General features: G+C 73.8%; 21 protein-coding genes. 12 read left to right on the forward strand and 9 right to left on the reverse strand.

Annotation, left to right across the window (positions count from 1 at the left end; translation table 11 throughout):
• Nucleotides 1-440: 440 nt before the first annotated feature.
• Nucleotides 441-1,118 (reverse strand): DUF6461 domain-containing protein, encoded by a 678-nt coding sequence (locus ABTZ03_RS10370; RefSeq protein ID WP_350512477.1) that lies wholly within the window; start codon nucleotides 1,116-1,118, stop codon nucleotides 441-443.
• A gap of 212 nt (nucleotides 1,119-1,330) precedes the next feature.
• Here ABTZ03_RS10370 and ABTZ03_RS10375 point away from each other — a divergent pair, with 212 nt between their 5' ends.
• Nucleotides 1,331-2,017 (forward strand): polysaccharide deacetylase family protein, encoded by a 687-nt coding sequence (locus tag ABTZ03_RS10375; protein WP_350512478.1) that lies wholly within the window; start codon nucleotides 1,331-1,333, stop codon nucleotides 2,015-2,017.
• Nucleotides 2,018-2,140: 123 nt separating this feature from the next.
• Here the strand turns inward: ABTZ03_RS10375 and ABTZ03_RS10380 are convergent, their stop codons facing one another.
• Complete coding sequence (locus ABTZ03_RS10380) at nucleotides 2,141-2,374, reverse strand: hypothetical protein (RefSeq protein WP_350512479.1); 234 nt, start codon at nucleotides 2,372-2,374, stop codon at nucleotides 2,141-2,143.
• A 102-nt stretch (nucleotides 2,375-2,476) separates the two neighbouring features.
• Between ABTZ03_RS10380 and ABTZ03_RS10385 the strand changes: the two genes are divergently transcribed.
• Entirely contained in the window at nucleotides 2,477-2,932 is a 456-nt protein-coding gene (locus tag ABTZ03_RS10385; RefSeq protein ID WP_350512480.1) for a P-loop nucleotide/nucleoside kinase family protein, read from the forward strand.
• 102 nt (nucleotides 2,933-3,034) lie between these two features.
• Here ABTZ03_RS10385 and ABTZ03_RS10390 read toward each other — a convergent pair whose 3' ends face one another.
• Nucleotides 3,035-4,567 (reverse strand): purine-cytosine permease family protein, encoded by a 1,533-nt coding sequence (locus tag ABTZ03_RS10390; protein WP_350512481.1) that lies wholly within the window; start codon nucleotides 4,565-4,567, stop codon nucleotides 3,035-3,037.
• A gap of 70 nt (nucleotides 4,568-4,637) precedes the next feature.
• On the opposite strand from ABTZ03_RS10390, the gene ABTZ03_RS10395 reads away from it, so the two are divergent.
• From ABTZ03_RS10395 to ABTZ03_RS10410, 4 genes are all read left to right on the forward strand, one after another.
• Nucleotides 4,638-5,270 (forward strand): TetR/AcrR family transcriptional regulator, encoded by a 633-nt coding sequence (locus tag ABTZ03_RS10395; protein WP_350512482.1) that lies wholly within the window; start codon nucleotides 4,638-4,640, stop codon nucleotides 5,268-5,270.
• 69 nt (nucleotides 5,271-5,339) lie between these two features.
• Nucleotides 5,340-6,986, forward strand: a complete 1,647-nt coding sequence (locus tag ABTZ03_RS10400; protein WP_350512483.1) for an amidohydrolase — start codon at nucleotides 5,340-5,342, stop codon at nucleotides 6,984-6,986.
• Nucleotides 6,987-7,294: 308 nt separating this feature from the next.
• Nucleotides 7,295-8,701, forward strand: coding sequence for an erythromycin esterase family protein (locus ABTZ03_RS10405; protein WP_350512484.1), 1,407 nt, complete (start codon nucleotides 7,295-7,297; stop codon nucleotides 8,699-8,701).
• Nucleotides 8,702-8,832: 131 nt separating this feature from the next.
• A complete protein-coding gene (locus tag ABTZ03_RS10410) occupies nucleotides 8,833-9,810 on the forward strand; it encodes an alpha/beta hydrolase family protein (RefSeq protein ID WP_350512485.1) in 978 nt (325 codons plus the stop codon).
• A gap of 40 nt (nucleotides 9,811-9,850) precedes the next feature.
• Here ABTZ03_RS10410 and ABTZ03_RS10415 read toward each other — a convergent pair whose 3' ends face one another.
• Nucleotides 9,851-11,218, reverse strand: coding sequence for a hypothetical protein (locus ABTZ03_RS10415; RefSeq protein ID WP_350512486.1), 1,368 nt, complete (start codon nucleotides 11,216-11,218; stop codon nucleotides 9,851-9,853).
• Between the two features lie 103 nt (nucleotides 11,219-11,321).
• Here ABTZ03_RS10415 and ABTZ03_RS10420 point away from each other — a divergent pair, with 103 nt between their 5' ends.
• Nucleotides 11,322-11,612, forward strand: coding sequence for a DNA-binding protein (locus ABTZ03_RS10420; protein ID WP_350512487.1), 291 nt, complete (start codon nucleotides 11,322-11,324; stop codon nucleotides 11,610-11,612).
• Between the two features lie 68 nt (nucleotides 11,613-11,680).
• Nucleotides 11,681-12,154 carry a hypothetical protein gene (locus ABTZ03_RS10425; protein WP_350512650.1) on the forward strand — a complete coding sequence of 158 codons (474 nt, stop codon included), beginning with the start codon at nucleotides 11,681-11,683 and terminating at the stop codon, nucleotides 12,152-12,154.
• 81 nt (nucleotides 12,155-12,235) lie between these two features.
• On the opposite strand, the gene ABTZ03_RS10430 is transcribed toward ABTZ03_RS10425, so the two are convergent.
• The gene (locus ABTZ03_RS10430; RefSeq protein ID WP_350512488.1) at nucleotides 12,236-13,588 is read right to left on the reverse strand and encodes an MFS transporter; all 1,353 of its coding nucleotides are present in this window, start codon (nucleotides 13,586-13,588) and stop codon (nucleotides 12,236-12,238) included.
• Nucleotides 13,589-13,909: 321 nt separating this feature from the next.
• Here ABTZ03_RS10430 and ABTZ03_RS10435 point away from each other — a divergent pair, with 321 nt between their 5' ends.
• Entirely contained in the window at nucleotides 13,910-15,034 is a 1,125-nt protein-coding gene (locus tag ABTZ03_RS10435; protein WP_350512651.1) for an MFS transporter, read from the forward strand.
• Between the two features lie 63 nt (nucleotides 15,035-15,097).
• On the opposite strand, the gene ABTZ03_RS10440 is transcribed toward ABTZ03_RS10435, so the two are convergent.
• Nucleotides 15,098-18,211, reverse strand: coding sequence for a phosphocholine-specific phospholipase C (locus tag ABTZ03_RS10440; protein WP_350512489.1), 3,114 nt, complete (start codon nucleotides 18,209-18,211; stop codon nucleotides 15,098-15,100).
• A gap of 242 nt (nucleotides 18,212-18,453) precedes the next feature.
• Nucleotides 18,454-19,659, reverse strand: coding sequence for an amidohydrolase (locus ABTZ03_RS10445; protein WP_350512490.1), 1,206 nt, complete (start codon nucleotides 19,657-19,659; stop codon nucleotides 18,454-18,456).
• A gap of 179 nt (nucleotides 19,660-19,838) precedes the next feature.
• On the opposite strand from ABTZ03_RS10445, the gene ABTZ03_RS10450 reads away from it, so the two are divergent.
• The gene (locus ABTZ03_RS10450) at nucleotides 19,839-20,381 is read left to right on the forward strand and encodes an HPP family protein (protein WP_502894429.1); all 543 of its coding nucleotides are present in this window, start codon (nucleotides 19,839-19,841) and stop codon (nucleotides 20,379-20,381) included.
• A 143-nt stretch (nucleotides 20,382-20,524) separates the two neighbouring features.
• Nucleotides 20,525-21,154 carry an ankyrin repeat domain-containing protein gene (locus tag ABTZ03_RS10455; RefSeq protein WP_350512491.1) on the forward strand — a complete coding sequence of 210 codons (630 nt, stop codon included), beginning with the start codon at nucleotides 20,525-20,527 and terminating at the stop codon, nucleotides 21,152-21,154.
• Nucleotides 21,155-21,189: 35 nt separating this feature from the next.
• Here the strand turns inward: ABTZ03_RS10455 and ABTZ03_RS10460 are convergent, their stop codons facing one another.
• Nucleotides 21,190-21,987 carry a maleylpyruvate isomerase family mycothiol-dependent enzyme gene (locus ABTZ03_RS10460; RefSeq protein WP_350512492.1) on the reverse strand — a complete coding sequence of 266 codons (798 nt, stop codon included), beginning with the start codon at nucleotides 21,985-21,987 and terminating at the stop codon, nucleotides 21,190-21,192.
• A gap of 9 nt (nucleotides 21,988-21,996) precedes the next feature.
• Nucleotides 21,997-22,527 (reverse strand): SRPBCC family protein, encoded by a 531-nt coding sequence (locus tag ABTZ03_RS10465; RefSeq protein WP_350512493.1) that lies wholly within the window; start codon nucleotides 22,525-22,527, stop codon nucleotides 21,997-21,999.
• A gap of 259 nt (nucleotides 22,528-22,786) precedes the next feature.
• Between ABTZ03_RS10465 and ABTZ03_RS10470 the strand changes: the two genes are divergently transcribed.
• Nucleotides 22,787-23,719: a LysR family transcriptional regulator gene (locus ABTZ03_RS10470; RefSeq protein ID WP_350512494.1), complete on the forward strand. Its 933-nt coding sequence runs from the start codon at nucleotides 22,787-22,789 to the stop codon at nucleotides 23,717-23,719.
• Nucleotides 23,720-23,812: the final 93 nt, after the last annotated feature.

Genomic DNA, 23,812 nt, shown 5'->3' on the forward strand with positions numbered 1-23,812 from the left:
TCGAACCGCGCGGCACCATCGAGACCGAAGCAGCACGCCGCCTCGCCGACGACCTCAACAACCAGTAGTCACCAGCTAACCCAACACTTTCTGAGCCCGGCCGCTCGGGCGGGCGGGTCGGCGGGTCGGCCAACTCCACGACCACGAAGGGGAATCGGCGTCGAGGCGGGCCCGCACCTCCCCGATCGCTTGCTTCACCTCCCCACCGGCAGCGTCGTCGTCCCGGTGGCGGGCCGATCGGCACCCCCGAGCCGGACTTTCCCTCTCCGGAACCTCCCGATCGGCACATGTGCGGGCGGCCCGCACCGCGCGAGGATGACGGTCATCGAGGCCCCGCCCAGGGGTCCGGGAAAGGGAGACCCGCCATGACCGTCATGACCACCGCGACCGCCGCGACCGCCGCGACCGCCATCACCGTCGCAGTTCCGCCCCTCCTCGGCTCACCGCAGTTCCAGCCCCGGCCGGCCCCGCACCACGTACGCCGGCAGCCGCAGCTCGCCCAGCACCGCCTGCGGCAGCCGCAGCCCGAACCGCCGCCCGACCGCGCCGAGGGTCCGCCGGTGCACGCCCGGGAACGGCGCGCCGCCGGGTGCGCAGGGGGTGACGCCATCGGCCTCCAGCACGCTCGCGGCGACCAGCTCGGGGACGAGCAGATCGGGCTCCTGCCCCCAGCGCCAACGCTCCTCCCCCAGTCCGAAGCCGCACAGGACGGCGCCGTCCCGGGCGTAGTCGAGCAGCGCGGGCGGCTGCTCCGGCATCGGCCGGAAGTGCACCACCTCCACGCCCTCGCGCGCTATCTCGGTGAGGAGTTCACCGCCGGTCGAGTCCCCGTACTCGATCGCGAAGGACCAGCCGTCCGCCGAGCCGACCCTGATCACGCCGTCGCCGTCGTCACCGGGGCGGTAGACCTCGATGTCCAGGTCCCAGATCTCCCGCCCGCTGATCGGCCCGGTGGCGGCGGCCGGATCGGCCCCCATCCGACGGGCCAGTTCCTCGGGCGCGATGCCACGGGCGAACACCACCCCGGTCACTTCCCCGTCGGCGTCCGCCAGCCACTGGATGCCCTCACCGCCCCGCTCCTCGGCCTCGCGCGAACCGTCACCGACGACGCCGATCATGACGCCCCTCCCCTCGCGCCGGCCCTGCGATGGCCAGGCGCAGCCGGTCCGCACCCTAACCGAGAACGCCGACATGCAACGCCGAACGGCCGGGCGGAGGATGGTGGCACAGAGGAACTCACTTGGGGCGCGCCGCCGTTCGCCCAGCGCCACCGCCGCCCGGGCGACTCCTGTCCACGACCGCTCCCGGTACCGCACCCCCGGAGCCCGCCATGCCTCCCCGCCCCACCCGCGCCCGCCCGCTCCGCCTCACGGCCTCCGCCCTCGCCGCCCTGCTCACCGCTGGCCTCGGCCTGGCCGCTCCGGCGTCCGCCGCCGCCTCGCCTGCACCCACCGCCCCCAAGGTCGTCTACCTCACCTTCGACGACGGCCCGAGCCCGCAGTACACCGCGCAGATCCTCGCCGTCCTCGCCCGATACAGCGCCCCCGCCACTTTCTTCGAGACCGGTCAGAACGTCGCCGCGAACCCCGCCGTCACCGCCCAGGTCGCCCGCCAGGGCGACAGCGTCCAGAACCACACCTGGTCCCACCCCGATCTACGGAAGCTCTCCCTCCCCGAATTCAACGCCCAGATCCTCGACACCGACCACGCCATCCACCAGCAGACCGGCCGAACCCCCACCTGCCTCCGTCCGCCCTACGGCTTCGTGAACACCACCGTCCAGTCCCGGGCAGCCTTCCTCGGCAAGACAATCAAGCTCTGGACGGTCGACCCCGCCGACTGGTCCCTCCCCGGCACCCCGACCATCGAGCACCGTGTCCTCGCCGCCACCCGCCCCGACTCGGTCGTCCTCCTCCACGACGGCGGCGGCGACCGCAGTCAGACCGTGGCCGCCCTCCCCACCATCCTGACCACCCTCCGACAACACGGCTACACCTTCGGCGTCCTCTGCTCCTGACCCGCTCAGCCCTGCACGGTCGACTGTCCATCGCTCAGCGCCCAAGGCGGAGAGGACTCGGGACCAGCGAGAACCTCAAGGCTCAACGGCTCGCACTCGCGCTCACTCTGACGAACCGTGAACTCAGCCGAACCCAGAATCCCGGATCATGGCCGCGAGCATGGGCCGCTGCAGTTCCCCGTAGTGGCGGAACGCCGGGTCGTCCCACTGGTCCAGGCGGCATGCGCGACTGAAGCAGTCCCACAGTCGCGAATGGCAGTTCCAGGAGACGGCCACCTCGCTGAAGTCGTCGTCGGTGGTCTCGTCGACGCTGACCACCGCGCCGGGGAGCAGCACCGGCTCCCCCGTCGCCCGCACGGCCGGCAGGCCACTCCAACCAACGAGAGGATCAGCATTCATGGCCACTGCCCACACCCCGCCCGGCGGGAACGTGGAGGGCATACCCTCTCCAGAGATCCCATGAGGCTCGTCGAGCAGGCCGACTCGCCGCAGCGGCGCTGGAACGCCTCACTCGGCGCTGCGGCCGGCGACACGATGTGGGCACTGCTGGCGGACGCACCCGCCGGCGCCGTCCTGGAATCCTGCTGGCCGACCGACTTCCGGGGCTTCGTCGTCCGGGGCCTGCGCCGCGCCAACGACCCCGCTGCGGTGGAGATCTGGTGCGACGTCCCCTTGGCGACCGCCCGGCACCGATTCGAGGCCCGTCATCCACGCCATCCGATCCACGGCGACCTGCTGACAGACGACGCCTGGGAGCGCTGGCGGCGCACCGCGCGCCCTCTCCGGCTCGGCCCGACGCTGCACGTCGACACGACCCACTCGGTCGACGTGCAGGCCGTCGTCGCCTGGATCCGCAGTCCCGGGCACCGCCGTCACACCGGCCACGACACTGAAGGATCGCCCGACAGCCCCTGAGCCGGCCCGCGCTCGCGCCCGGAGCGGCCGAAACGCCCGGAACGCCCTGCGCGGGAAGTCGATCCGGCCGACTTCCCGCGCGCCGCCCGACTCGCCCCGGCGTCAGGGCCTCCGGCGCGACATGGCCCTGCGCGCCAGCAGGACATAGACCGTGGCGGCCACCACGATCCCCACCGGGAGGGCGAGGTCGACACCGGTCAGCGCCGCGACCGGGCCGGTGTAGAGGGTGTCGACGCAGAGGGCCGAGGTGGTCACTCCTGCGAGCAGGGCGATGGCGCCCGCCGGGTTGATGCCTGCGCGGTACCAGAACGGGCTGCCGGGGGACTCGTCGGTCAGGGCCCGGCCGTCGTAGCGGTTGCGCCGCAGCAGGATGTCGGTGGCGTAGATGGCGGTACTGGGGCCGAGGAGCACGACGGTCAGCTGGAGCACATTGCTGACCGTGTCGAGGAAGTTGGAGACCAGCAGCGCATAGAGGGTCAGCGCCACCGCGACGGTCCCGTCCACGAGCACGCTGAGGGTGCGGCGGATGCGGATGCCGACGGCCTGCAGGGCGAGGCCGGCGCTGTAGGCGGTGAGGGCGTTGACGGCGATGGTGCCGATGACCAGGGAGATCAGGAAGACGGGGTTGAACCAGCCGGGCAGGATCTTCTGGAGCGCGGCCTGCGGGTCGGTCATGTCGACGGTGGTGGCCCCGAGTACGCCGAGGCCGCCGACGACGACGCTGGGCAGGAAGCCGCCGAGGGCGGTCCAGCCGAGCACGGCGCGCGGGGAGGTGGTGGCCGGCAGGTAGCGGGAGAAGTCGGCGCTGGTGGTGTACGAGAGCGGACCGGAGGCGATCAGGGTGACGCCGGCCAGGACGGCCGCCCACTGTCCGCCGCTGCTGAGTGGTTCGGGTCGGCTCCAGCCGAAGTCGGCGTGCCGGAGGATCGCGTAGCCGACGACGGCGAAGGCGGCGGCGAGGGCCAGGGTGATCGGTAGGTAGAGCCGCACGATCACGGCGTGTCCGTACACGCTGATGGTGAGCGTGACCACGACGATCGCGATCACGATGGCGATCTTGATCGGGGTGTTCGGGGTGATCCCGGCCTGCTCGGCGAGGGAGAACGCCGCCACGGCCGCGGCGGCCAGGTTCAGCGCGAAGTAGCAGACGGAGATCATCCACCCGGTGACGGCGTTGTTCACCCGGTTGCCCCGGACGCCGTACATCGCGCGCGTGATCACCTCGCTGGGCGCGCCGGCGGCCGGTCCGGAGACGGCCAGCAGTCCGGTGCCCAGCCAGAACAGGTTGCCGACGACGACCACCGTGAAGGCCTGCCAGAGGCTGAGCCCGCTGAGCACGAGGGCGCCGCCGACCACCAGGTTGAGGTAGTTGACGCTGGCCGCCGCCCAGACGGGGAAGAGTTCGCGGGCCCGGCCCCGCCGTTCGGTCTCCGGGATGTGGTCGATGCCGTGCACCTCGACCCGGCCGCTCCGCTCCTGCTGCGGTTGCGGTTGCGGGCCCGGACGCGAGCCCAGGACCGGGCCCTGCTGCGGTTGCGGGCCCGGGTCCGGGTTCAGGTCCGGGTGCGGGGACTGCCGGGGAGATGGTCCGGTGGGGAAGTCGGACTGGGGGTGGTCCGGGAGCGTGGACGCCATGGGGGCCCTCCGTGGGGGTGTCGTGCCCACCTGCTTGCTTATTGGTCGCACACTCAATAGCATCCGCCACATGACGTCAAGCGTTCAGCGCAAACGGATCCGGAAGTCTCCCGACGACCGCCGGGCGGAGATCGTCGAGGCCGCCGCCACCGTCGCCCTCACCGAGGGCCTGGAGTGCATCACCCTGCGCCGGATCGCCGAGCAGCTGGACGTCAGACCGGGCCTGATCAGCCACTACTTCCCGGCCGTGGAGGACCTGGTCGCCGAGGCCTTCGGCAGCGCCGCCACCGCCGAACTGGAGACGCTGCTGCCCGCGGACCCGCCGGACGGGTCCGCGCTGAACCACCTCGCCCGCTTCTTCGCCCGCACCACCGGCCCGGCCTACGACGACATGAGCCGGCTCTGGCTCAACGCCCGCCACCTCAGCCGCTACCGCCCAGTCCTGCGCGAGCGCGTGCTCGGCCAGGAGTCGCTGTGGCGGGGCCGACTCGGCGGCGTCGTCCAGGCGGGCGTCGACCAGGGCGAGTTCCGGACCGAGGACGCCGAGCTGACGGCCGTCCGGATTCTGGTGGTGATCGACGGCCTCGCCTCCCACGCCAACACCGGCCTGGGCAACCACCCTTCGGCCGTCATCCGACTCGCCGCCGCCACCGCCGAACGCGAACTCGGCCTCACGGACGGCGCCCTCGCCCTCCCCGAGTGACCCCCACCGATCCCGACCGACCTCCACCGACCTCGCCTCCCCCCACCCCGCACCACCGCTGGAGCCGCCGTGCGCACCTCCCTCGTCCTCCTCTCCGCCCGCCTGCTCGACCCCGCCTCCGGCGGCTTCCTCCCGCAGACCGCGCTCGCCGTGGTCGACGGCCGGATCGCCGCCCTCGGTGACGACCGGACCATCCGCGAACTCGCCGACGCCGCAACGACGGTGATCGACCTCCGGGGCGCCGTGGTCACCCCCGGCCTGGTCGACGGCCATCTGCACCCGGTCACCGGAGCCGAGCTCACCCACGGCCTGGACCTCTCCGGCTGCACCGACCTGCCGTCCGTCCGCGCCGCCCTCGCGGCCGAGGTCAAGGGCCTCGCCCCGGGCGCCTGGCTGCACGCCTGGGGCCTGGACCCGAACGTCTTCGGCGACCGCCCGGTGGAGGCGGCCGCCCTCGCCCCCGTCCTGGACGGCGTCCCGGCGCTGCTCCAGCTCTTCGACGCCCATTCGATGCTGGCCAGCCCGCGCGCCCTGGAGCTGGCCGGCGTCGACGGCCCCCGCACCTTCGCCCAGGCCGCCGAGGTGGTCTGCGACGCCGACGGCCGACCCACCGGCCTGCTGCTGGAGGACGCGGCCTGCGAACTGGTCGAGCGCGCCGCCCCGCGGCCCACCCGCGCCGAACGCCGCGACCGCCTGGCCGCCGCCCTGCGCGCGATGGCCGCCACCGGCCTCACCGGCGGCCACGCGATGGACGCGAACGGCGACAGCCTCGACCTCTACACCGAGCTGGACGAGACCGGCGAGCTGCCGCTGCGCCTTCGGATCGCGCCCTGGTGCCAGCCCGGCGTGGATCAGGACGGGCTGCGCGCGCTGCTCGAACTGCAGGGCCGGGGCGGGCGGTTGTGGCAGGTCGACGGCGTCAAGCTGTTCATGGACGGCACCATCGACAACGGCACCGCCTGGCTGGAGCGCCCGGACTGCCACGGCGAGTCCACCCACGCCTTCTGGCCCGACCCGGCGCACTACTCCCGAGTGATCGAGGAGCTGCACCGGGCCGGGGTGCCGACCGCCACCCACGCGATCGGCGACGCGGCCGTCCGCCACGCCCTCGACGCCGTCGACCGGGCCGCCTCGGCGACCCCGTCCGGAGCGTCCGGGCGGACCACCCCCGTCCGCCACCGGATCGAGCACATCGAGACCGTTCCGGACCAGCTGGTGCACCGCTTCGCCGAGTCGGGCGTGATCGCCTCCATGCAGCCGACCCACTGCTGCGACTTCACCCGGGCCGACCACACCGACAACTGGTCCCGCCGCCTCGGCGAGGAGCGTGCCGACCGCGCCTGGCGCTGCCGCGACCTGTGGGACGCGGGCGCGACCGTCGTCCTCGGCTCGGACTGGCCGATCGCCCCCTACCCGCCGCTGGGCGTGATGGCGGGTGCCCGCCACCGCCGCCCCACCCGCGACCTCGACCAGCCCCCGCACAACCCCGGCCAGGCCCTCACCGCCCTGGAGGCGCTGCGCGCGATGACCGTCAACGCGGCCTTCGCGGCGGGCGAGGAGCAGCTCGCGGGCCGGATCGCGGTCGGCCACCGGGCCGACCTCACCGTCCTCGCCGCCGACCCGCTCACCACCCCGGCCACCGCGCTCGCGGAGGTCCCCGTCCTGCTCACCGTCCTGGACGGACGCCCCACCCACCGCGCCGACCGCCTGTCCTGACGGACGGCGACACACCCCCACCAGCACGAACCACCAGCACGAACCAGCAGCACCCGGCACCACCGCCCGGCACCACCGGGCGGTGGTGCCGGGCTTTCCGTACCAGCCGTCCGCCCACCCGTCCAGGTGCCCCCAGGGGAACCACCCCGGTGCCCCCAGGTGCCCCGCCGGGGTGGGGATTCCCCCCGGGAATCACGGCGGCTCGCCCCAGCGCGCCCGACCCCCTCCTCGGCGGAGGATTCTCTCACCGGCCAAGAGCGCCGGAGGAATTGAACCGATGTGAACCGCCCAGCCGAGGAGTGCCCATCATGACCGCGACCCGGAAGCCGCTCGCCCGACGGACCCTGCTGACCGCGACCGTGACCACCGCGGCAGCCGCGTCCACCGCGCTGCTCATTCCGGCCACGGCCACCGCGGCCCCCGCTTCCGCCGCCGCTCCGAGTCCCGCCCGGGGCACCACCCCGAGCACCTCCCCGCTGCCCGAGCACGTCTCCGAGGCCCTGGACCGGACCTCCCACCCGCTGCGCTCCACCGAGCCGGATGCCCCCAACGCCGGTCTGCGGGCGCTGGGTTCGATGATCGGCGGGGCCCGGGTGGTCGGTCTCGGCGAGGCCACCCACGGCTCGCACGAGTTCTTCACCATGAAGCACCGGGTGTTCCGCTACCTGGTCGAGGAGAAGGGCTTCACCGTCTTCGCCCTGGAGGCCAGTTGGTCGGCGGGCCTGGAGATCGACGCGTTCGTGCAGGGCCAGGGCGACGGCGACGCCCGACAGCTGGTGCGCCGGGTGATGGCCGGATCGCCGTGGCAGCGGAGGGAGTTCGCCGGGCTGATCGACTGGATGCGGGCGTACAACCGGAGCCGCCCGAAGCGCCCGGTGCACTTCGTGGGCACCGACCTCGGCTTCCCCGGGATCGGCGACCGGCCCTTCACCGAGGTCACCGCCTACCTGCGCAAGGCCGCCCCCGCCTCGCTGTCCGGCGTCGAGCAGCTGTACGCCGGCCTGCGGCCGTTCGACGACGCCATCGGCTACCTGAGCCGGGTCCCGGCGCCCGAGCGGCAGCGCAACGCGGACCTGGCGCAGCAGGCGCTGGACCTGGTCACCGCCGCCGGGAAGCCCGGCGACCAGGAGTACGACTGGGCCGTCCAGCACGCCCTGAACATCGCCCGGACCTTCGCCTTCTGCACCATGCGGGTCGACGACGAGTCCTCCGCGATCACCGCCCAGGTGCTCCGCGACCGGGCGATGGCCGACAACACCCTGTGGTGGCAGCGCCGTTACGGCGGCAAGGTGCTGCTCTCGGCGCACAACGGCCACGTCGGCTACCGGACGGCCGACCCGGTGCTGTACCCCACGATCGAGGGTACCCTCCTGCGCGAGGCGCTCGGCGCGGACTACGTCAGCATCGGCTTCACCTTCGGCAGCGGCTCCTTCCTCACCAAGGCCGACCCGTTCGCCGATGACTGGCGGAGCACCACCGCGCCGCCGGCCACGCTCGGCATGAACGAGTACCTCCTCGACCGGGTCCGCCCCCGCGACTACTACCTCGACCTGCGCCAGGCCCCGCCCGTCGCCCGCACCTGGTTGAACACCTCCCGCCCGACCTACGACGTCGGGACGACCTTCCGGCACGACCCGCTGCCCACGCTCGCGCTCGGCGGCAGCTACGACGTGCTGATCCACCTCCACCGGGTCCGCGCGGCCGACAAGCTCTGACCGGCACCCGCCACGTCGGCCCCTCCCCTCCGCCGGACAACGGTTGACCAAGCGGAACATTGTTCCGTATCGTATATGGAACAAGGTTCCGCTTTGCTCCCGGCCGAAACGCGGAAAGGGGAGAGCACCTCATGACCACTTCCACACACACCCCCGGCGCCACCGACCCCGGCACCACCGAGCACCCCGCCGCCCCGGTCCTCTCGGTCAGCCCGGTGGTCCTGCCGGCCCCCGGCCGTGCCGTGGACCTGCACCTCCGGGTCACCGCCCCGACGACCGGCACCGACCTGCCGATCATCCTGCTCTCGCACGGCCAGGGCCCCTCCCACCACCTCTCCTCGCTGAACGGCTACGCCCCGCTCGCCGACCACTGGGCCGCGCACGGCTTCGCCGTCATCCAGCCCACCCACCTCAGTTCGAGGACCCTGCGCCTGGACCCGGCAACCCCGGGTGCACCACTGTTCTGGCGGTCGCGGGCCGAGGACATGACGCGCATCCTCGACCGCCTCGACCTGGTCGAGGCCGCCGTCCCCCCGCTCCGCGGCCGCCTGGACCCGGGCAGGGTCGCCGTGGTCGGACACTCCATGGGCGGGCACACCGCGAGCCTGCTGCTCGGCGCCCGGCTCACCGACCCCGAGGACGGCGGCGAGGTGGACCTGCGCGAGCCCCGGATCACGGCAGGCGTCCTGCTCGCGGCACCCGGCCGGGGCGGCGACGCGCTCACCCGGTCCACCGCCGAGGCCTACCCGTTCTTCCTGACCACGGACTTCTCCCGGATGACCACGCCGGCCCTGGTCGTCGCGGGCGACGACGACCCGTCCCCCCACCTGACGGTCCAAGGCCCGTCCTGGCACACCGACCCCTACCACCTCGCCCCGGGTCCCAAGTCCCTGCTCACCCTGTTCGGCGCGGGGCACGGCCTCGGCGGGGTCTCCGGCTACGACGTCGCCGAGACCACCGACGAGAACCCCGAACGCGTCGCCGCCGTCCAACGCCTCACCACGGCCTACCTCCGCACCGCGCTCCACCCCAGGGACCGGGCCTGGCCCGCCGCCCTCGAACGACTCGCGGCCGAACCCCGCCCGCTCGGCCGGGTCGAGTCCAGGTGAGCGAGCCCTGGCAGTCCCCGGCGACGGCTCGTCACCGGACTCACCCCGAAGGGTCGGACGCCCTCCGCCCACCCCGGACGAGCCAGTGGTACCAGGGCTGCGGCGGGGGCTGGTCCGGCCGTTCGGGTCCGCCCACGACCGGGACGAAGCGGCTCTCGATCGGGACGTCCCACTCCATCAGCAGGGCGGGGACCCAGGTGACCGGTTTGGTGTCGTCCCGGGCGTTGGCCCAGGCGGCGACCCGCTCGGCGGTGTCCGGGCCGGGGAGCAGTCCGCGCTCGTCGGCCTCCACCCCGAGCTCGCGCACGGCGTCCCGGTAGAGGTCGTTGCAGAGCCAGCTGTGCAACAGACCGTGGTCGTAACCGAGCACCTCCCAACCGATGTCGTCCCCGCCCTCGGCCACCATCGGCGCCACCACCGCCGGCGCCGCCACCTCCGTGTCCCCGCCGCCGGCACCGCCGTCCAGCCGGCCGAGCAACACCGGTTCGTACGTCGCTGCCACGCGGATGTCGGCGACCAGGCCGGCCACGTGACCGGCGGGCACCAACAGGGCGTACAGCCGTGCCCCGCCCGGTACTTGGAGCGGCGCGCAGGCCGCCCGGGCCTGCTCGGCGGTGTCGAACCAGCAACCGTCGTCCGGCAACCGGTCGATCAGGCAGTCCGAGGCCGTGGTCAACCGTTGCATCCGCGGCATCCCCTCCCCCACCACCGGTTCGGGGACGGCCACGAAGTACCCCGCGAGCAGCGGCGCCCCGCCGTCGACCGGAGCCGAAGCGGGCGCCGGCGCCGGCGCCGGCGCCACAGCCGTCCGGGACCGCCGCTCCAGCAGCGGAAGCGACTCGCCCGCGTCGTGCGGGCGGCCCTCGGCGAGCCGGAAGAGGTAGCCGCGCAGATAGTCCGCCAACCCGTGGTCCAGGTAGGCGATGTAGTCGCGCAGCCCCTGGGCGGCGTCCCGGTAGTGCTCCCGGTACTTCCCGCCGGTCCGCGACCAGCGGTCGGCGGCCACCACCGCCCACTCCCGCACCCGCCCGCGCTCCTGCCACCACTCGCGCACCGCCGGCACCGTCCAGTGGTCGTCGCCGTCCATCGCGAAGCCGCCGTGGCCGAAGAAGCAGCCGCTCAGCAGGTCACGGGTCTGCGCCGGGTCGACGGGCTGCCGGTAGACGAACTCCCGCCCGTCCAGCGGCCCGTAGCAGTCGTCGTAGGCGATGTGGAACGGCGCGTCATGACGGCCCATCTGCATGCTGTCGGTGTGCGCCCCGTAGAACGGACCCGGCACGTTGCGCCAGTTGCGTTCCTCCCACACCCCGCCGAAGTTGTCCAGGCCCGGTTCCTTGGCGAGCAACCGCCGAGCGGTCGGCAGCGGATCCCAGTACCCGACGGGCCCGCCGCGGTCCGTGTCACCCACCGCTCGGACTCCGTTCACTCGACACCGATCACCGACCGTCAGTGATATCAGAGGCCCGGATCACCTGATTGTTCGGGGTCGACCGATCATGGAGAATGCCCCGGTGAAGAGATGGATCGACGACCTGCCGCAGATACCTTTCCGCTACCGGGACCTGCCCCCGGACGGTCCCTGGATGACCATGGAAGAGGCGGGCACCCACCTCGGCATCGGCCACTACCACATGAACGCGCTGACCGCAGTGACCCACCGGATCGACATGGTCCGCACCACGGGCAAGGAACTCGCCGTCACCCGCGCCAGCGTCGAGGCGGAGAAGCACTGGCGCACCACGGCCACCGTCCGGCAGAAGCTCTGGCGCCTCTTCAAGGACATCCTGAAGAACGCGCTGTGAGGAACGAGAGGGACAAGAGGAACGAGCCGCACCGGGAGAACGGGCGGACGGAGCGGAACGACCCGACCGTGAACGTCACCGTCCAGTGGATCCGGACGTCCTGGACGAAGCAGTCCCGAGGAGGGCCCGCGGCCGCGCTCCGGAACGCGGCCCCGGTCGGCTTCGTCCTGCCCGCCGTGGCGCCCTCCCGCGCGCACGTGGTGCGCATGCACGAACGGGACGGCTTCGCGCCGCACGGCGATCAGGTGGACCTGCACGACGTGAACGTCCGGCTCCGGGAATCCGACGGCCGACTGCTGGTTCTGCCTCGGGTGCATCCCTGGTACGCGATACCGCCCCGGCGACGCCGGCCCCCGGCTGTTCCGCTCCTCCCCGGGCAGTGGGTCCGCTGGCAGCTCAACTACCGCTTCAGCAGCCTGGCGGGAAGGCAGGACTGGTCGTACTGGACGGACACCTTCAACATCGCCCACGGCCCGGTGGACGGCGACGCCTTCCTGTCCGCACCCACCGTCCATGTCGACGAACGGGGACCGCTCCGGTAGCTCGACGGAAGGTCTCCCGGCGCCCCGTCGAGCGATCCGGGCCGTCCGGGCGCCGCCCGTCCCACGCCACCCGGCGCCCGTTCACTCGGGCAGTTCGGCCGGGAAGGTGCGCAGCGTCCGGACGTCCTCGGTCAGGATCAGCGGCAGGCAGGAGAGCAGGCCGATGCCGGCGATCAGCCACAGGGTGGGCCGGGTGCCGAGGACGGATCCGAGGTAGCCGCCGGCCAGTGCGCCGACCGGGCGGGTTCCCCAGATCGCGAACCGGACGGAGGCGTTCATCCGGGCCTGCATCCCGGTGGGCGTGATGGCCTGGCGCAGGCTCACCTGTCCGATGTTGTAGACGGTGATGCCGCAGGCCATGATGCCGGTGGCGGCGATCAGGGTGGGTACGGCGCGGGCCGGGGCCGCCGTGGCCAGGATGATCACGGCGATGCCCGACATGGACTTGGCCACGATCAGGACCCGGCCGAGCCCGGCGCGTTCGATCAGACGGCCGCTGAGCGCGGCGCCGAGCAGGGCGCCGCAGTTGCCGACGGTCAGGGCCAGCCCGAGCTCGCCCGGCGACAGTCCCAGGTCCCGCAGCGCGTACGCGGTCAGCACGGCGGCCAGGGCGCCGCCGAGTCCCACCAGGTTGCTGATGCCCGTCGCCAGCGCCACCGAGCGCAGGGTGCGGTGATGGAAGACGAACCGCAGACCCTCGGCGATCTGGGTCCGCATCCTGGTCTTCACCGCGGGCTGCGGCACCTGCTCCCGGGGGGTCCGGATGAGTCCGAGCAGGAGCGCGGAGGCCAGGTAGCTCAGCGAGTTGGCGACGAGGATCAGCGGTGCGGTGACGGTCTGCAGCAGCAGACCGCCCAGGCTCGGGCCCGCCAGTTCCGCCGTGGAGCGGGAGAGCTCCAGCCGGCTGTTGCCCTCCGCGGTCTGTTCCCGGGTGACGACGCTCGGCAGGAACGCCTGGTCGGCGATGTCGAAGAAGACCGTGAACAGACCGATGACGAAGCCGACCACGCAGAGCAGCGGCACGCTCAGCAGCCCGGCGAAGTAGCCGATGGGCAACAGGGCGAGGGCCACCGCCCGGCCGATGTCCGCCACGACCATCACCCGCCTGCGGTCCCAGCGGTCGAGCAGGGCGCCCGCCTGCAGGCCGACCAGGAGGAAGGGCAGGGTCTCGATCGCGGAGATCAGGCCGAGTTGGCCGGTCGAGGCGGAGAGGCTGGTCAGTGCGAGGACGGGGATGACGAAGAACGTTATCTGGGTGCCGAACTGGCTGACCGTGTGCGCGGACCACAGGGCCTGGAAGTCCCGCTGTCGCCAGACGCCGACCGGCCGATCACCGGCGGGCGCGCCGGGGGGCGCAGCAACGGGGGCAGCGGCGGTGACGGTGGCCGTGACGGTGGCGGTGCCCTGGTCGGGTCCGGCGTCGACGTTCGCCATTCCGGGTGTTCCTCGCCTTCCGGTCGGTGGCGCGGCGGGTTCACTGCTCCGCACGCGAATTGGGCTAGCGCTCCTCGGTGTTGTACACCACCGCATGGTCCGCGTTCGTATCATCGGCGTTTTTCGGTCCCGGGTGTGGCGGCGCTGTTGACGGGGTCGGCACCGGGCGGGCGTACCCCCGGTCGGCCCAGCGCACGCCGGTGCGCCCTGGGCCGAGCCGGGTTGCGCACCTATCGTGAGCAGGTGACCGATCATCGGACTTTTCGGCCCGCCCTCACCCGTTCGGGCTACCTCCTGGCCGCCTTCGCCTTCGCCGTCTGCATGGCCGGGACGACCCTGCCCACCCCGCTGTACGGGCTGTACCAGGACCGGATCGGCTTCTCCGAGCTGACCGTGACGGTCGTGTTCGCCGTGTACGCCTTCGGCGTCATCGGCGTGCTGCTGCTGGTCGGCAACGTCTCGGACGCGGTCGGGCGCCGGCCCGTGCTGCTCTGCGGGCTGGTCTGCTCGGCCTGCAGCGCGGTCGTCTTCCTGGCGGCGGACAGCGTGGCGCTGCTCTGCCTCGGCCGGCTGCTGTCCGGTCTGTCGGCGGGGCTCTTCACCGGCGCCGCCACCGCGTACGTGCTGGAGCTCGCCCCGCCGGGCGAGCAGGGCCGGGCGGGGTTCGTGGCGACCGCCGCCAACATGGGAGGGCTGGGCTGCGGACCGCTGCTGTCGGGGCTGCTGTCCCAGTACGCCCCGCACCCGCTGGTACTGCCGTTCGTGGCGCACCTGGTGCTGCTGGCCGGATCCTTCGGGGTCGTCCTGCTGCTGCCGGAGACCGTGGCCGGGACCCGTCCGCTGCGCACCGCGCGGCCGAACCGGCCCGAGCTGCCGCCCGAGGTCCGCCGGGTGTTCGTGCCGGCCGGGATCGCCGCCTTCGCCGGGTTCTCGCTGCTGGGGCTGTTCACCTCGGTCAGCCCCGCCTTCCTCGCCGAGGGCCTGGGCGTCCACAACCGCGCGGCCGTCGGCCTGGTGGTGTTCACGGCCTTCCTGGCCTCCACGCTCGGCCAGCTGCTGGTGCCCCGGTTGGGGACGGCCCGGGCGGTCCCGCTGGGGTGCCTGGTGCTGATCGTCGGGCTGGCGCTGCTGGCGGGCTCGCTCGCCTGGGCGGTGCTCCTGCCGCTGGTGCTGGCCGCGCTGACGGGCGGCGCCGGGCAGGGCATGGGACTGCGCGGAGCGGTGGGCGAGGTCGCCGCCGCGAGCCCGGCGGAGCATCGCGGCGGCGCCCTCTCGGCGCTGTTCGTGGTGGCCTACTTCGGCATCTCGATCCCGGTGATCGGGGTGGGCCTGCTCACCGGACCGCTCGGCCTGGCCCACGCCGGCCTGGTCTTCGCGGCCTGCATGGCCGTGCTCGCCGCCGCCTCCGGGGCCTACCTGCTGCGGCAGGCCCGCGCCGGGGCGTGAGCGGCGGGCCCGAGGGCGCCGGGGCGCCACGACCCCAGCGCCCCCGCCCCCACCACCCCCGGGTCAGCCCCCGATCGGCCGGCTGTCCAGCCGGATGTGGTCCACCGCCCAGTACCAGTTGTTGCCCGCGTCGTACATCCGGAACTTCAGCGTCACCGTCCGCGCGCCCGCCGGGACGGCGAACTGCCGCACCAGCTGGGCGTTCTGGACGTCCTTGCCGGCGTTGTCGTTGCCGGTGGCGTCCGAGCTGTAGAAGACCAGCCGGGTCTCGGTGCCGTTGTCGAACACGGCGGTGACGGACGCCTTCTGCGGGGCCTCCTGCCGGTAGTGCGAGTCGAGGGCCAGGTACAGGGTGTCGACGCCGGCCGGGACGGCGACGGCGGGCGAGACCAGGGTGGAGTCGAAGACGCCCTTGCGGGACGGCGAGCCGGTGTCGTCCCAGTCGTCCGGGTCGGCGACCGCGACGATGCCGAGGGCCCGGGTGAAGTTGCCGCGGTCCTGCCCGGCCGGAACGGTCCACTCGCGCTTGGTGTGGAAGGTCCAGCCCTGCAGGCGGACGGTGCCCTGCGGCATGCCGGGGGCGTTGACCACCGACCAGCCCTTCGGTGCCTGGGCCGTCCAGCCGAGCACGCCGCCCTCCGGCCGGAGCGTTCCGGCCAGCGACTCGAAGTCCTCGTCCAGCAGGTGGCCGGTCATCACCGGGGCGGGCCGGGCGGCGAGTTCGCCGTCGGCGACGGCGAAGCGCCCGTCGGCCAGGCCGCGCGCGGTGACCAGCAGGCGGTGGGTGGCCCCGGCCGGCAGCTGGGCGGGCGGGGTGACCTCCCAGACGGCGGTGGCGCTGCCGGTCAGGGCGGCGGGCGGCGCGGTGACGACGGCGGCCGTCCAGCCGGGCGGGAGCACCGGCTGCGCCTCGAAGCGGGTGAGCGCGGCGGTGGCGGTGAAGGTGGCGGTGACCTTGGCCGGGTGCCCGGGCAGCAGCACCGGCTCGTCGATGGTGGCGGAGGCGGCGCCGAGGGCGAGTTCCACGGTGAGCGGGTCGGCCAGGCCGAGGGCCGGGTCGGTGACGGTGCGGTCGTCCCAGGGGAAGCGGCCGGCGATCCGGCGGCGGAAGGACAGGTCGCCGAGCACGCCCACCGCGACGTCGTACCAACCCTCCGGCCCCACCGCGAGGTTGACGGTGCGGTCGTCCCCGGCCGCGACCCGCACCTCGCGCAGCCCGTCGCCGTAGGCGAGGTCGCCGACCAGGAAGGTCTGGGCGGTGCGCGAGCGGTTGATGACGTCGACCTCCAGCACCTTGCCGCCGCGCTCCTCCGAGAGCGACACCTCGTACGCCGAGGCGGTGTCGCCGCGCAGGTGCCACAGCGCGCCGTTGGGGCCGTGCACCCGCAGGTCGTAGCCCTGCGGCCCGACCTTCCAGACGTCCGACAGCCGGCTCTTCGCCGCCACCGTGTAGAAGCGGGGCGCCTCGCCGGGGGCCGGGTAGAGCGCGAACACGGCGCCCTGGCGGCCCTGGTTGACGAAGTCCAGGGTCAGTTCGTCGCCCTTGAGCCGGGGCTTGACCAGCAGGTCGTACGGCGCCGGGCGGGCGGAGCGGGTGCCCCGCTGCTGCCGGGGGAACGCCTGCGGACTGGGCACGGTGGGGGCGGGCAGCTTTCCGGTGTCGACCACCTTCTGCCGGTTGCCGCTGGTGTCGGGCAGTTGCGGCCAGGCGGGGTTGCGGCCGGAGAAGTCGAAGACGTTCGTCAGGTCGCCGCAGACCGAGCGCCGCCAGGGGCTGATGTTGGGCTCCTGGACGCCGAAGCGCTGCTCCAGGAAGCGCAGCACCGAGGTGTGGTCGTAGACGGTGGAGTCGACCACGCCGCCGCGGGTCCACGGCGAGACCACGACCATCGGCACCCGCACGCCCAGGCCCATCGGGTAGGGGCCGGAGACCAGGGTCTCCCCGGCGGGCAGGGTGTCGGACCAGGCCAGCGAGCCGTCGGCGGCCTTCACCCGGTACTTCCCGTCCTGGCCGACCACCCGGTGGTAGGTCTTGCCGGCCTTGCTCACCCGGACCACGACCTCGCCGTCCACCGGGACGTTGGACTTGCCGCGGCCGGCGGCCAGCGGCGGGACGGGCGGCAGCTGGTGGTCGAAGAAGCCGCCGTGCTCGTCGTAGTTGAGGATGAACACGGTCTTCTGGAACACCTCGGGCTTGGCGGCCAGCGCCGACAGCAGCCGGGCCGTCAGGTGCTCCCCGTTCGGCGGCGCGTAGTTGGCGTGCTCGGAGAGCGCGGCGGGGGCGACGATCCAGGAGACCTGGGGCAGGGTGTCGGCCTGGACGTCGGCGGTGAAGGCGTCGACCAGGGCGTCGCCCATCGCGAAGGGGTCGTTCTTCTTCGCCGGGTCGCCGACGGCGCGCATGCCGCGCTCGTAGAGCGGCTCACCCGGCTTGGCGTTGACGAAGGGGGCGAACCAGGCGAGCGCGTTGTCGTCGAAGTTGTCCAGCGCCTGGTAGGTCCTCCAGCTGACGCCGGCCTTCTCCAGGCGCTCGGCGTAGGTGGTCCACTCGTAGCCGCCGGGGATCTCGGTGTTGTCGGTGACCGGGGTGTCCCGGACGGTGCCGCCGCTGGTCCCGGTCATCAGGTGTTCGCGGTTGGTGTTGGTGTTGCACTGCACCGACGCGTAGTAGGCGTCGCAGACGGTGAACACCGAGGCCAGCGCGTGGTAGAAGGGCATGTCCGCGGACTCGTAGTAGCCCTGGCCGAGCCAGCCGGAGGAGCGGCGGGTGACCGAGCCGTCGGCCCGGCCGTCGTTCCAGGCGTTCATCGAGTCGACGAAGCCGAAGGCGGGCGCGCCCTGCTGGTAGGCGCTGGTGTGGGCGGCGTTCATCGCGAAGGGCAGCAGGTACCCCTCCTTGCGGCCGGGGTCCGGCTGGTGGAACACCGAGCGGCCGTCGACGCCGCGCACGGCGGTGCGGTCGCCGAAGCCCCGAACGCCCGTCAGGGTGCCGAAATAGTGGTCGAACGCGCGGTTCTCCTGCATGAACACCACGACGTGCTGGATGTCGGCCAGCCGACCGGGGCGGGCCGGCGCGGCGAGCGCCTGCTGGACGCTGAGCGGGAGGGCGGACAGCACCGCGGCCGCCGCCGCGCCGCCGAGCAGGCTGCGGCGCGACAGTTCGGGCTTCGGACTCATGGGGGTGGGGCTCCTTGCTGACGGACCCCGGGCCTTCGGTACCGGCCCGGGACTGGCCGTTCGTGCCAGACCCATCAGGTCTACGAGACCGAGGTGACCGCAGCGGCGGAGTCGGATGACCAGTCGGTGTCCGTCAAGGATCCCCGAGCTGTACAGACAACTTGACGTCCGATGATCAAGCTGCCGGAAAGCCGCCCGGCCGACGGGCAGGTCGGCGGTCAGGCCGACGGGCAGTCAGGCGGTCAGCCGGTGAAGCGGCCGTCGCGGGCGACCACCCGGCCGGCCCGGACCACCAGTTCGCGCGCCGGGAGGTCGATCACCACCTGCGGCAGGCACTCCCCGGTCAGCAGCATGAAGTCGGCCGGCGAGCCCGGCGTGAGGGTGGCCGCCGGCAGGCCCAGCAGTTCGGCGCCGCCGTCGGCGGCCAGGGCGAAGCAGTCGGCCAGCTGCTCGTCGGTGCGGGCGTCGGTGGTCCAGCCGAGCAGGTGGGCCCGGTGCAGCATGTCCGCGTTGCCGTACGGGCTCCAGGAGTCGCGCACCCCGTCCGAGCCGAGCCCGACCCGCACCCCGTGCGCCCACAACTCGCGGAACGGCAGCACCTGGTGGGCCGAGGGTGCGACGGTGGTCAGCCCGACACCCGACTCGGCCAGCTCGGCGGCGAGTTCGGCCAGCGGCGGGCCGGTCAGCTCGGGCACGCAGAAGGCGTGACTCACCACCACGCGTCCACCGAGCCCGGCCGCGCGGGTCCGTTCGGCGATCCCGCGCAACGGGCCGAGGCCGCGCTCGCCGCGGTCGTGCAGGTGGATGTCGAGCTCCAGACCGTGCTCCTCGGCGAGACCGAACAGCAGGTCCAGCTGGGCGGGCCCCTCGCCGTCCGGTCCGCCGTCGAACCCGGCCGGGTCGATCCCGCCGATCGCGTCGACCAGCCCGCTCGCCGCCGCCTCGGCCAGCAGCCCGGCCACCCCCGGCGTGCGCCGCACCCCGTGCTGGGGGAAGGCGACCAGCTGGACGTCCAGCGCCCCGGCCAGCCGCTCCCGGGCCTCCGCGAGGCCGGTCACCCCGGCCAGCCCGAAGGCGGGCGCGACGTCCACGTGGGCGCGCACCGCGCGGGTGCCCCGGGTCACCGCGTGGGCCAGCAGCCGGTGCGCCCGCTCGGCGAGCGGAGTGCGCTGGTGCCGGGCGAGGTCCACGTCGCCCTGGACGTACTCGGGCAGCGAACCTGCCGGACGGCGGCTGTACCAGGGCTCGCCCCAGGCGGTCTTGTCGGGGTGGATGTGCGCGTCGACCAGGGTGGGCAGCGCGATCCGGCCGACGCCCTCGACGACCGTCGGCACGACGCCGTCCGGCACGCGGGCGGCGAGGAGCCCGTCCACGGCGATCAGGTCGACGGCTTCGGAGGCGCCGAACGGGCGGACGTCCCGGAAGACGGTGACGGTCGGGATGATCATCGGATGCTCCTCGTGACCTGATGCGACGGCTTGACCAGCGGAATGCTCAGCGGTGTGACCGACGATGTGTCCAGCAACGTGTCCAGCAACGTGTCCAACAGGCAAAACGTCCTACCTTTTCCTCAACAGTCTGTTTATCATCTGCGGGTCCCCCGTCCCCCATCCGGAGCCGCCCCCGCATGCCCGCCCCGCTGTCCCCGCCGTCCGCACCGCCCCTGCCCGCCCCAGCACCGCCCGCCGCACCGCCGGTCGCCGCACCCCGCCCGCACCCGCTGCACGCGCTGCGGGCCGCCGTCTTCGCCATCGGTGCCCTGCTCCTGCTGGTCGGAGTCGGTGTGCTGCTCCACCAACCGCTGCTGATCCCGCCGTTGGCGGCCAGCGCCGCACTGGTGCACGGCGCACCGGGGCTGCCGATCTCGCAGCCGCGCAACCTGGTCGGCGGCCAGCTGATGTCCGCCGCGATCGGCTTCGCCACCCTGGCCGTCACCGGCAGCACCGCCTGGGGCGCGGCCGTCGCCGCCGGGCTGGCCCTCGGCGCGATGATGCTCACCCACACCTCGCACTCCCCCGCCGCGGCCACCGCCGTCATCGTGGTCCTCCAGGCCCCGCACCCGCTGCCCTTCCTCCCGCTGCTGGCGCTGGCCACCGTGCTGCTGGTCGCCATCGGGCTGCTGCCCGGCCGGATCGGCGGACACCCGGTCCGCTACCCACTCTCCTGGTAGCAGGCCGACGGCCGGGTCAACCGATCGGTTGACCCGGCCGTCCTCCGTTCCGCCCGACGAATCCGACCGGCCCGCCGACCCCACCGGGCCCCGGACGCGGCAGGCTGGTGCCGCACGTCGCCGACCGCACAGGAGCCCCCACCATGACCGACCGTCCGCTCTCCGCCGCCGACCTCGCCCTGCTGGACGCCGCCCGGCAGGGGGACCCCGACGCCGTCCGCGCGGCCCTGGCGGCGGGCGCGGACGTCGAGGCGCGGGACACCGAGGGCCGCACCGCACTGCTGCGGGCCGCCTTCGCCGACCGGGTCGCGGCCGCCCGGCTGCTGGTCGAGGCGGGTGCCGACGTCAACGCCCAGGACCCGCAGCTGAACAGTCCGTGGCTGGTCACCGGCATCACCGGCAGCGTGCCGATGCTGCGCGCGCTGCTCCCCGGCGGGCCCGACCTCGCCCGGCGCAACCGCTACGGCGGGGTGTCGGTCATCCCGGCCGCCGAGCGCGGCCACGTCGGCTACGTCCGCGCGGTGCTCGCCGAGACCGACATCGACGTGAACCACGTCAACGACCTCGGCTGGACGGCCCTGCTGGAGGCGGTGCTGCTCGGCGACGGCGGCCCGGCCCACCGCGAGATCGTCGACCTCCTGCTCGCCCACGGCGCCGACCCCCGCCTCCCGGACGCCGACGGCACCACCGCCCGCGCCCACGCCGAGCGGCGCGGCTTCGCGGAGCTCGCGGCCGCCCTGCGGGAGGCGGAGGACCGGACGCCCGGCGCCTGACGCCGCTCACGCCCGGCCCGACGCCCGCCGGCCGCTCACCCCCAGCCCGGCTCCGGCGGCAACGGCCATGCCGGCAGCGTCGGAAGCGTCGGAAGTACCGCCGGCGAACCAGGCGTCCCCACCGGGACCCCGTCCAGCCACAGCAGCCCCGCCGCCGGGCCCCGCCCGGCGAACCAGGCGAGCAGCGCGTGCCCGGGGCCGCGCAGCACCGGACCGCTCAGCACCGGACCTGACCCGCCGACCGGCCAGTCCTGGCCGAGGTCCACGGCCTCGACCCGGGCCAGCGGCAGCCCGCGCGCGGCCAGCGCCGCCGTCGTCTCCGTGAGGGCCCGTCGCACGAAGTCCTCCGGCCAATCGGCGGGCGTGCGACCGGAGTTCAGGTCGACGTGGTGCACCTCCAGCTCCCGCCAGGCCCGCCACAGCAGGTACCAGGCCGGGTGCCGCCACCCCGCCAGCGCGGGGACCAGCACCGCCCGGCGCTCGACGGGCAGCTCGGCCGCGTCCCGCAGCAGCCCGTCCAGACTGTCCCGCAGGTCGGCGGCCAGCGCACCCGCACCGCGCCCGGCGCCCTCGCGCAACCGCCGGTCCAGTTCGGCGGCGTCGGCCCGCGGCCCGGGCGCGCCGCCGGTACGGGCCAGCGCGAGCGTCCACCGGTACGCGTCGGCGCTGCGGGCGAGGTGGGTGAGCACGTGGCCGCGGCTCCAGCCGGGGAGCAGCGAGGGCTCACCGGCCTGCCGATCGGTCAGCGCCCCGGCGTCCGCGCCCAGCCGGGCCGCCGACGCCCGGACCTCCCGCACCAGCCCGTCGACGTCCACGAGATCCACGAGATCCACGAGGGTTGCCTAACTCACCGTCTCGGCGGCCGACTTGACGCCCTCCAGGGTCGCCGTGATCCCGGTCCGCAGCTCCCCCAGCCGGAAGTCGACGATCTTCTCCTCGGCTTCGGGGCGAGCCTCGATGGCCTGGAGGACGCCGCTGGGGCCCGGACCGATCACCGCCGAGAGGCGCACCCGGGTACCGCCGTCCGCGGGGGTCAGGTCGAAGCGCCAGCGGGCGAGCGCGCCGGACACCTCGGTCACCGGGTCGCCGAACCGGCCGTCCGCGTCCATCACGGCCCAGCCGAAGGTGCGGTGCTCGACCAGTTCCACCACCTCGGAGACCGTCCGCCAGTGCGGGATGCTCGCCCGGCTGTTGTGTCCCTCGAAGCGCGCGCCCGGCGCGGGGCGGTCCGCGCCCTCCAGCCAGGCGACCCGCTGGAGTTCCGGACTGACCCGGGCGGGCAGTTCGATGTCGGTCACCAGCGTCCAGACCCGGGCCGGCTCCGCCCGCACGAACACCTCGCAGTGCGTGCCCGGACCGTCCGCGTACCGCATCCCACTCCCCCTCCGACGTGCCGTACCGTTCCGACGTACTCGCTCGCGCTCCTGCGCCAACGGGTCGACACCCGCCGTGCCCCCGCCCCGGCGTCCGGAGCGCCGCGAAGGCAGCGGGCGGGTTGCCGCCCTCTCGCGGGCCCTGCTTCGATGATCGAGGCTGCCGAACATCCAAGTCAATCCGCCGATTTCCTGGGGAACATCCAAGCTCGGGCTTGGGTCCGACCGCCCTCCGGAGCCCGCAGTACGCTGGGCGCTCGTGACCCTCGACGACCTCCGTGTCTTCTCCGCCGTCTGCCGGGCCGGCTCGCTCAGCGCCGTCGCCCGGGACCTGGCGTGCAGCCAGTCCGCCGTCAGCCAGCACGTGAAGCGGCTGGAACGCGAGCTGGGTCTGACCCTGATCGAGCGGCACCCGCGCGGTGTGGTGCCCACCAAGGCCGGGCGGCACCTGCAGACCGCCGTGGCCACCGGCCTGGGCGGGATCGACCACGCGCTGCGCACCATCGCCGAACTCGCCCGCGGCGAGGGCGGATCGGTGCGGATCACCACCGGCGCCACCAGCATCCGGCACTTCATGTCCGCGGCCGTGGTGGACTTCCGCGAGCGCTTCCCGCTGGTCAGCCTGGAGTTCCAGACCGGGGTCTCCAGCCGCAACTGCCTGGAGGCGCTCACCGCGGGCCACGTCGACCTGGCCTGGATCACCCTCGGCACTCCGGTCCGCGGCATCGAGCAGCGGCCGGTGGCCGATCTGCCCTGGGTCCTCGCCATGGCGGCCGGTGACCCGCTGGCCGACCGGGAGCGGCTCGAACCCGCCGACCTCCAGGACGCCCGGCTGATCGGGCTGCCGCAGAACTCGGTGTCCCGCTCCCAACTCGACGACTGGCTGGGCAAGTCGGGCATCCGTCCGGTCTTCGACACCAGCGTCACGGACTGGGACACCGCGATCCTGCTGGCCGAACTCGGCCTCGGCCACGCCGTCGTCCCCGCCCTCCCGGAGTGGCAGGGCCCCGGTCACCCCGGGCTGCGGCTGGTCCCGCTGCCCGAGCTGCCCGGCCTCACCGTCGGCTGGGCCGCCCGCGAGTGGGACACCCTCTACCCGCTCGCCCGCGCCTTCGCGGACACCGTCGCCGCCCACTGCGGGCCGGGCGCGCCGCAGCTCGTGCCGCCCCCTCCCGGCGCAGCCACGCGCTGACCGCCCGCCGGAGCGGCGCCGGGGTGTCGAGCGCCATCAGCTCCCGGGGCAGCGCCCGTTCGGCGTCCGTGCCCATGGGCGCCTGCCGACCCG

Source organism: Kitasatospora sp. NPDC096077 (assembly GCF_040303245.1).
GTDB lineage: Bacteria > Actinomycetota > Actinomycetes > Streptomycetales > Streptomycetaceae > Kitasatospora.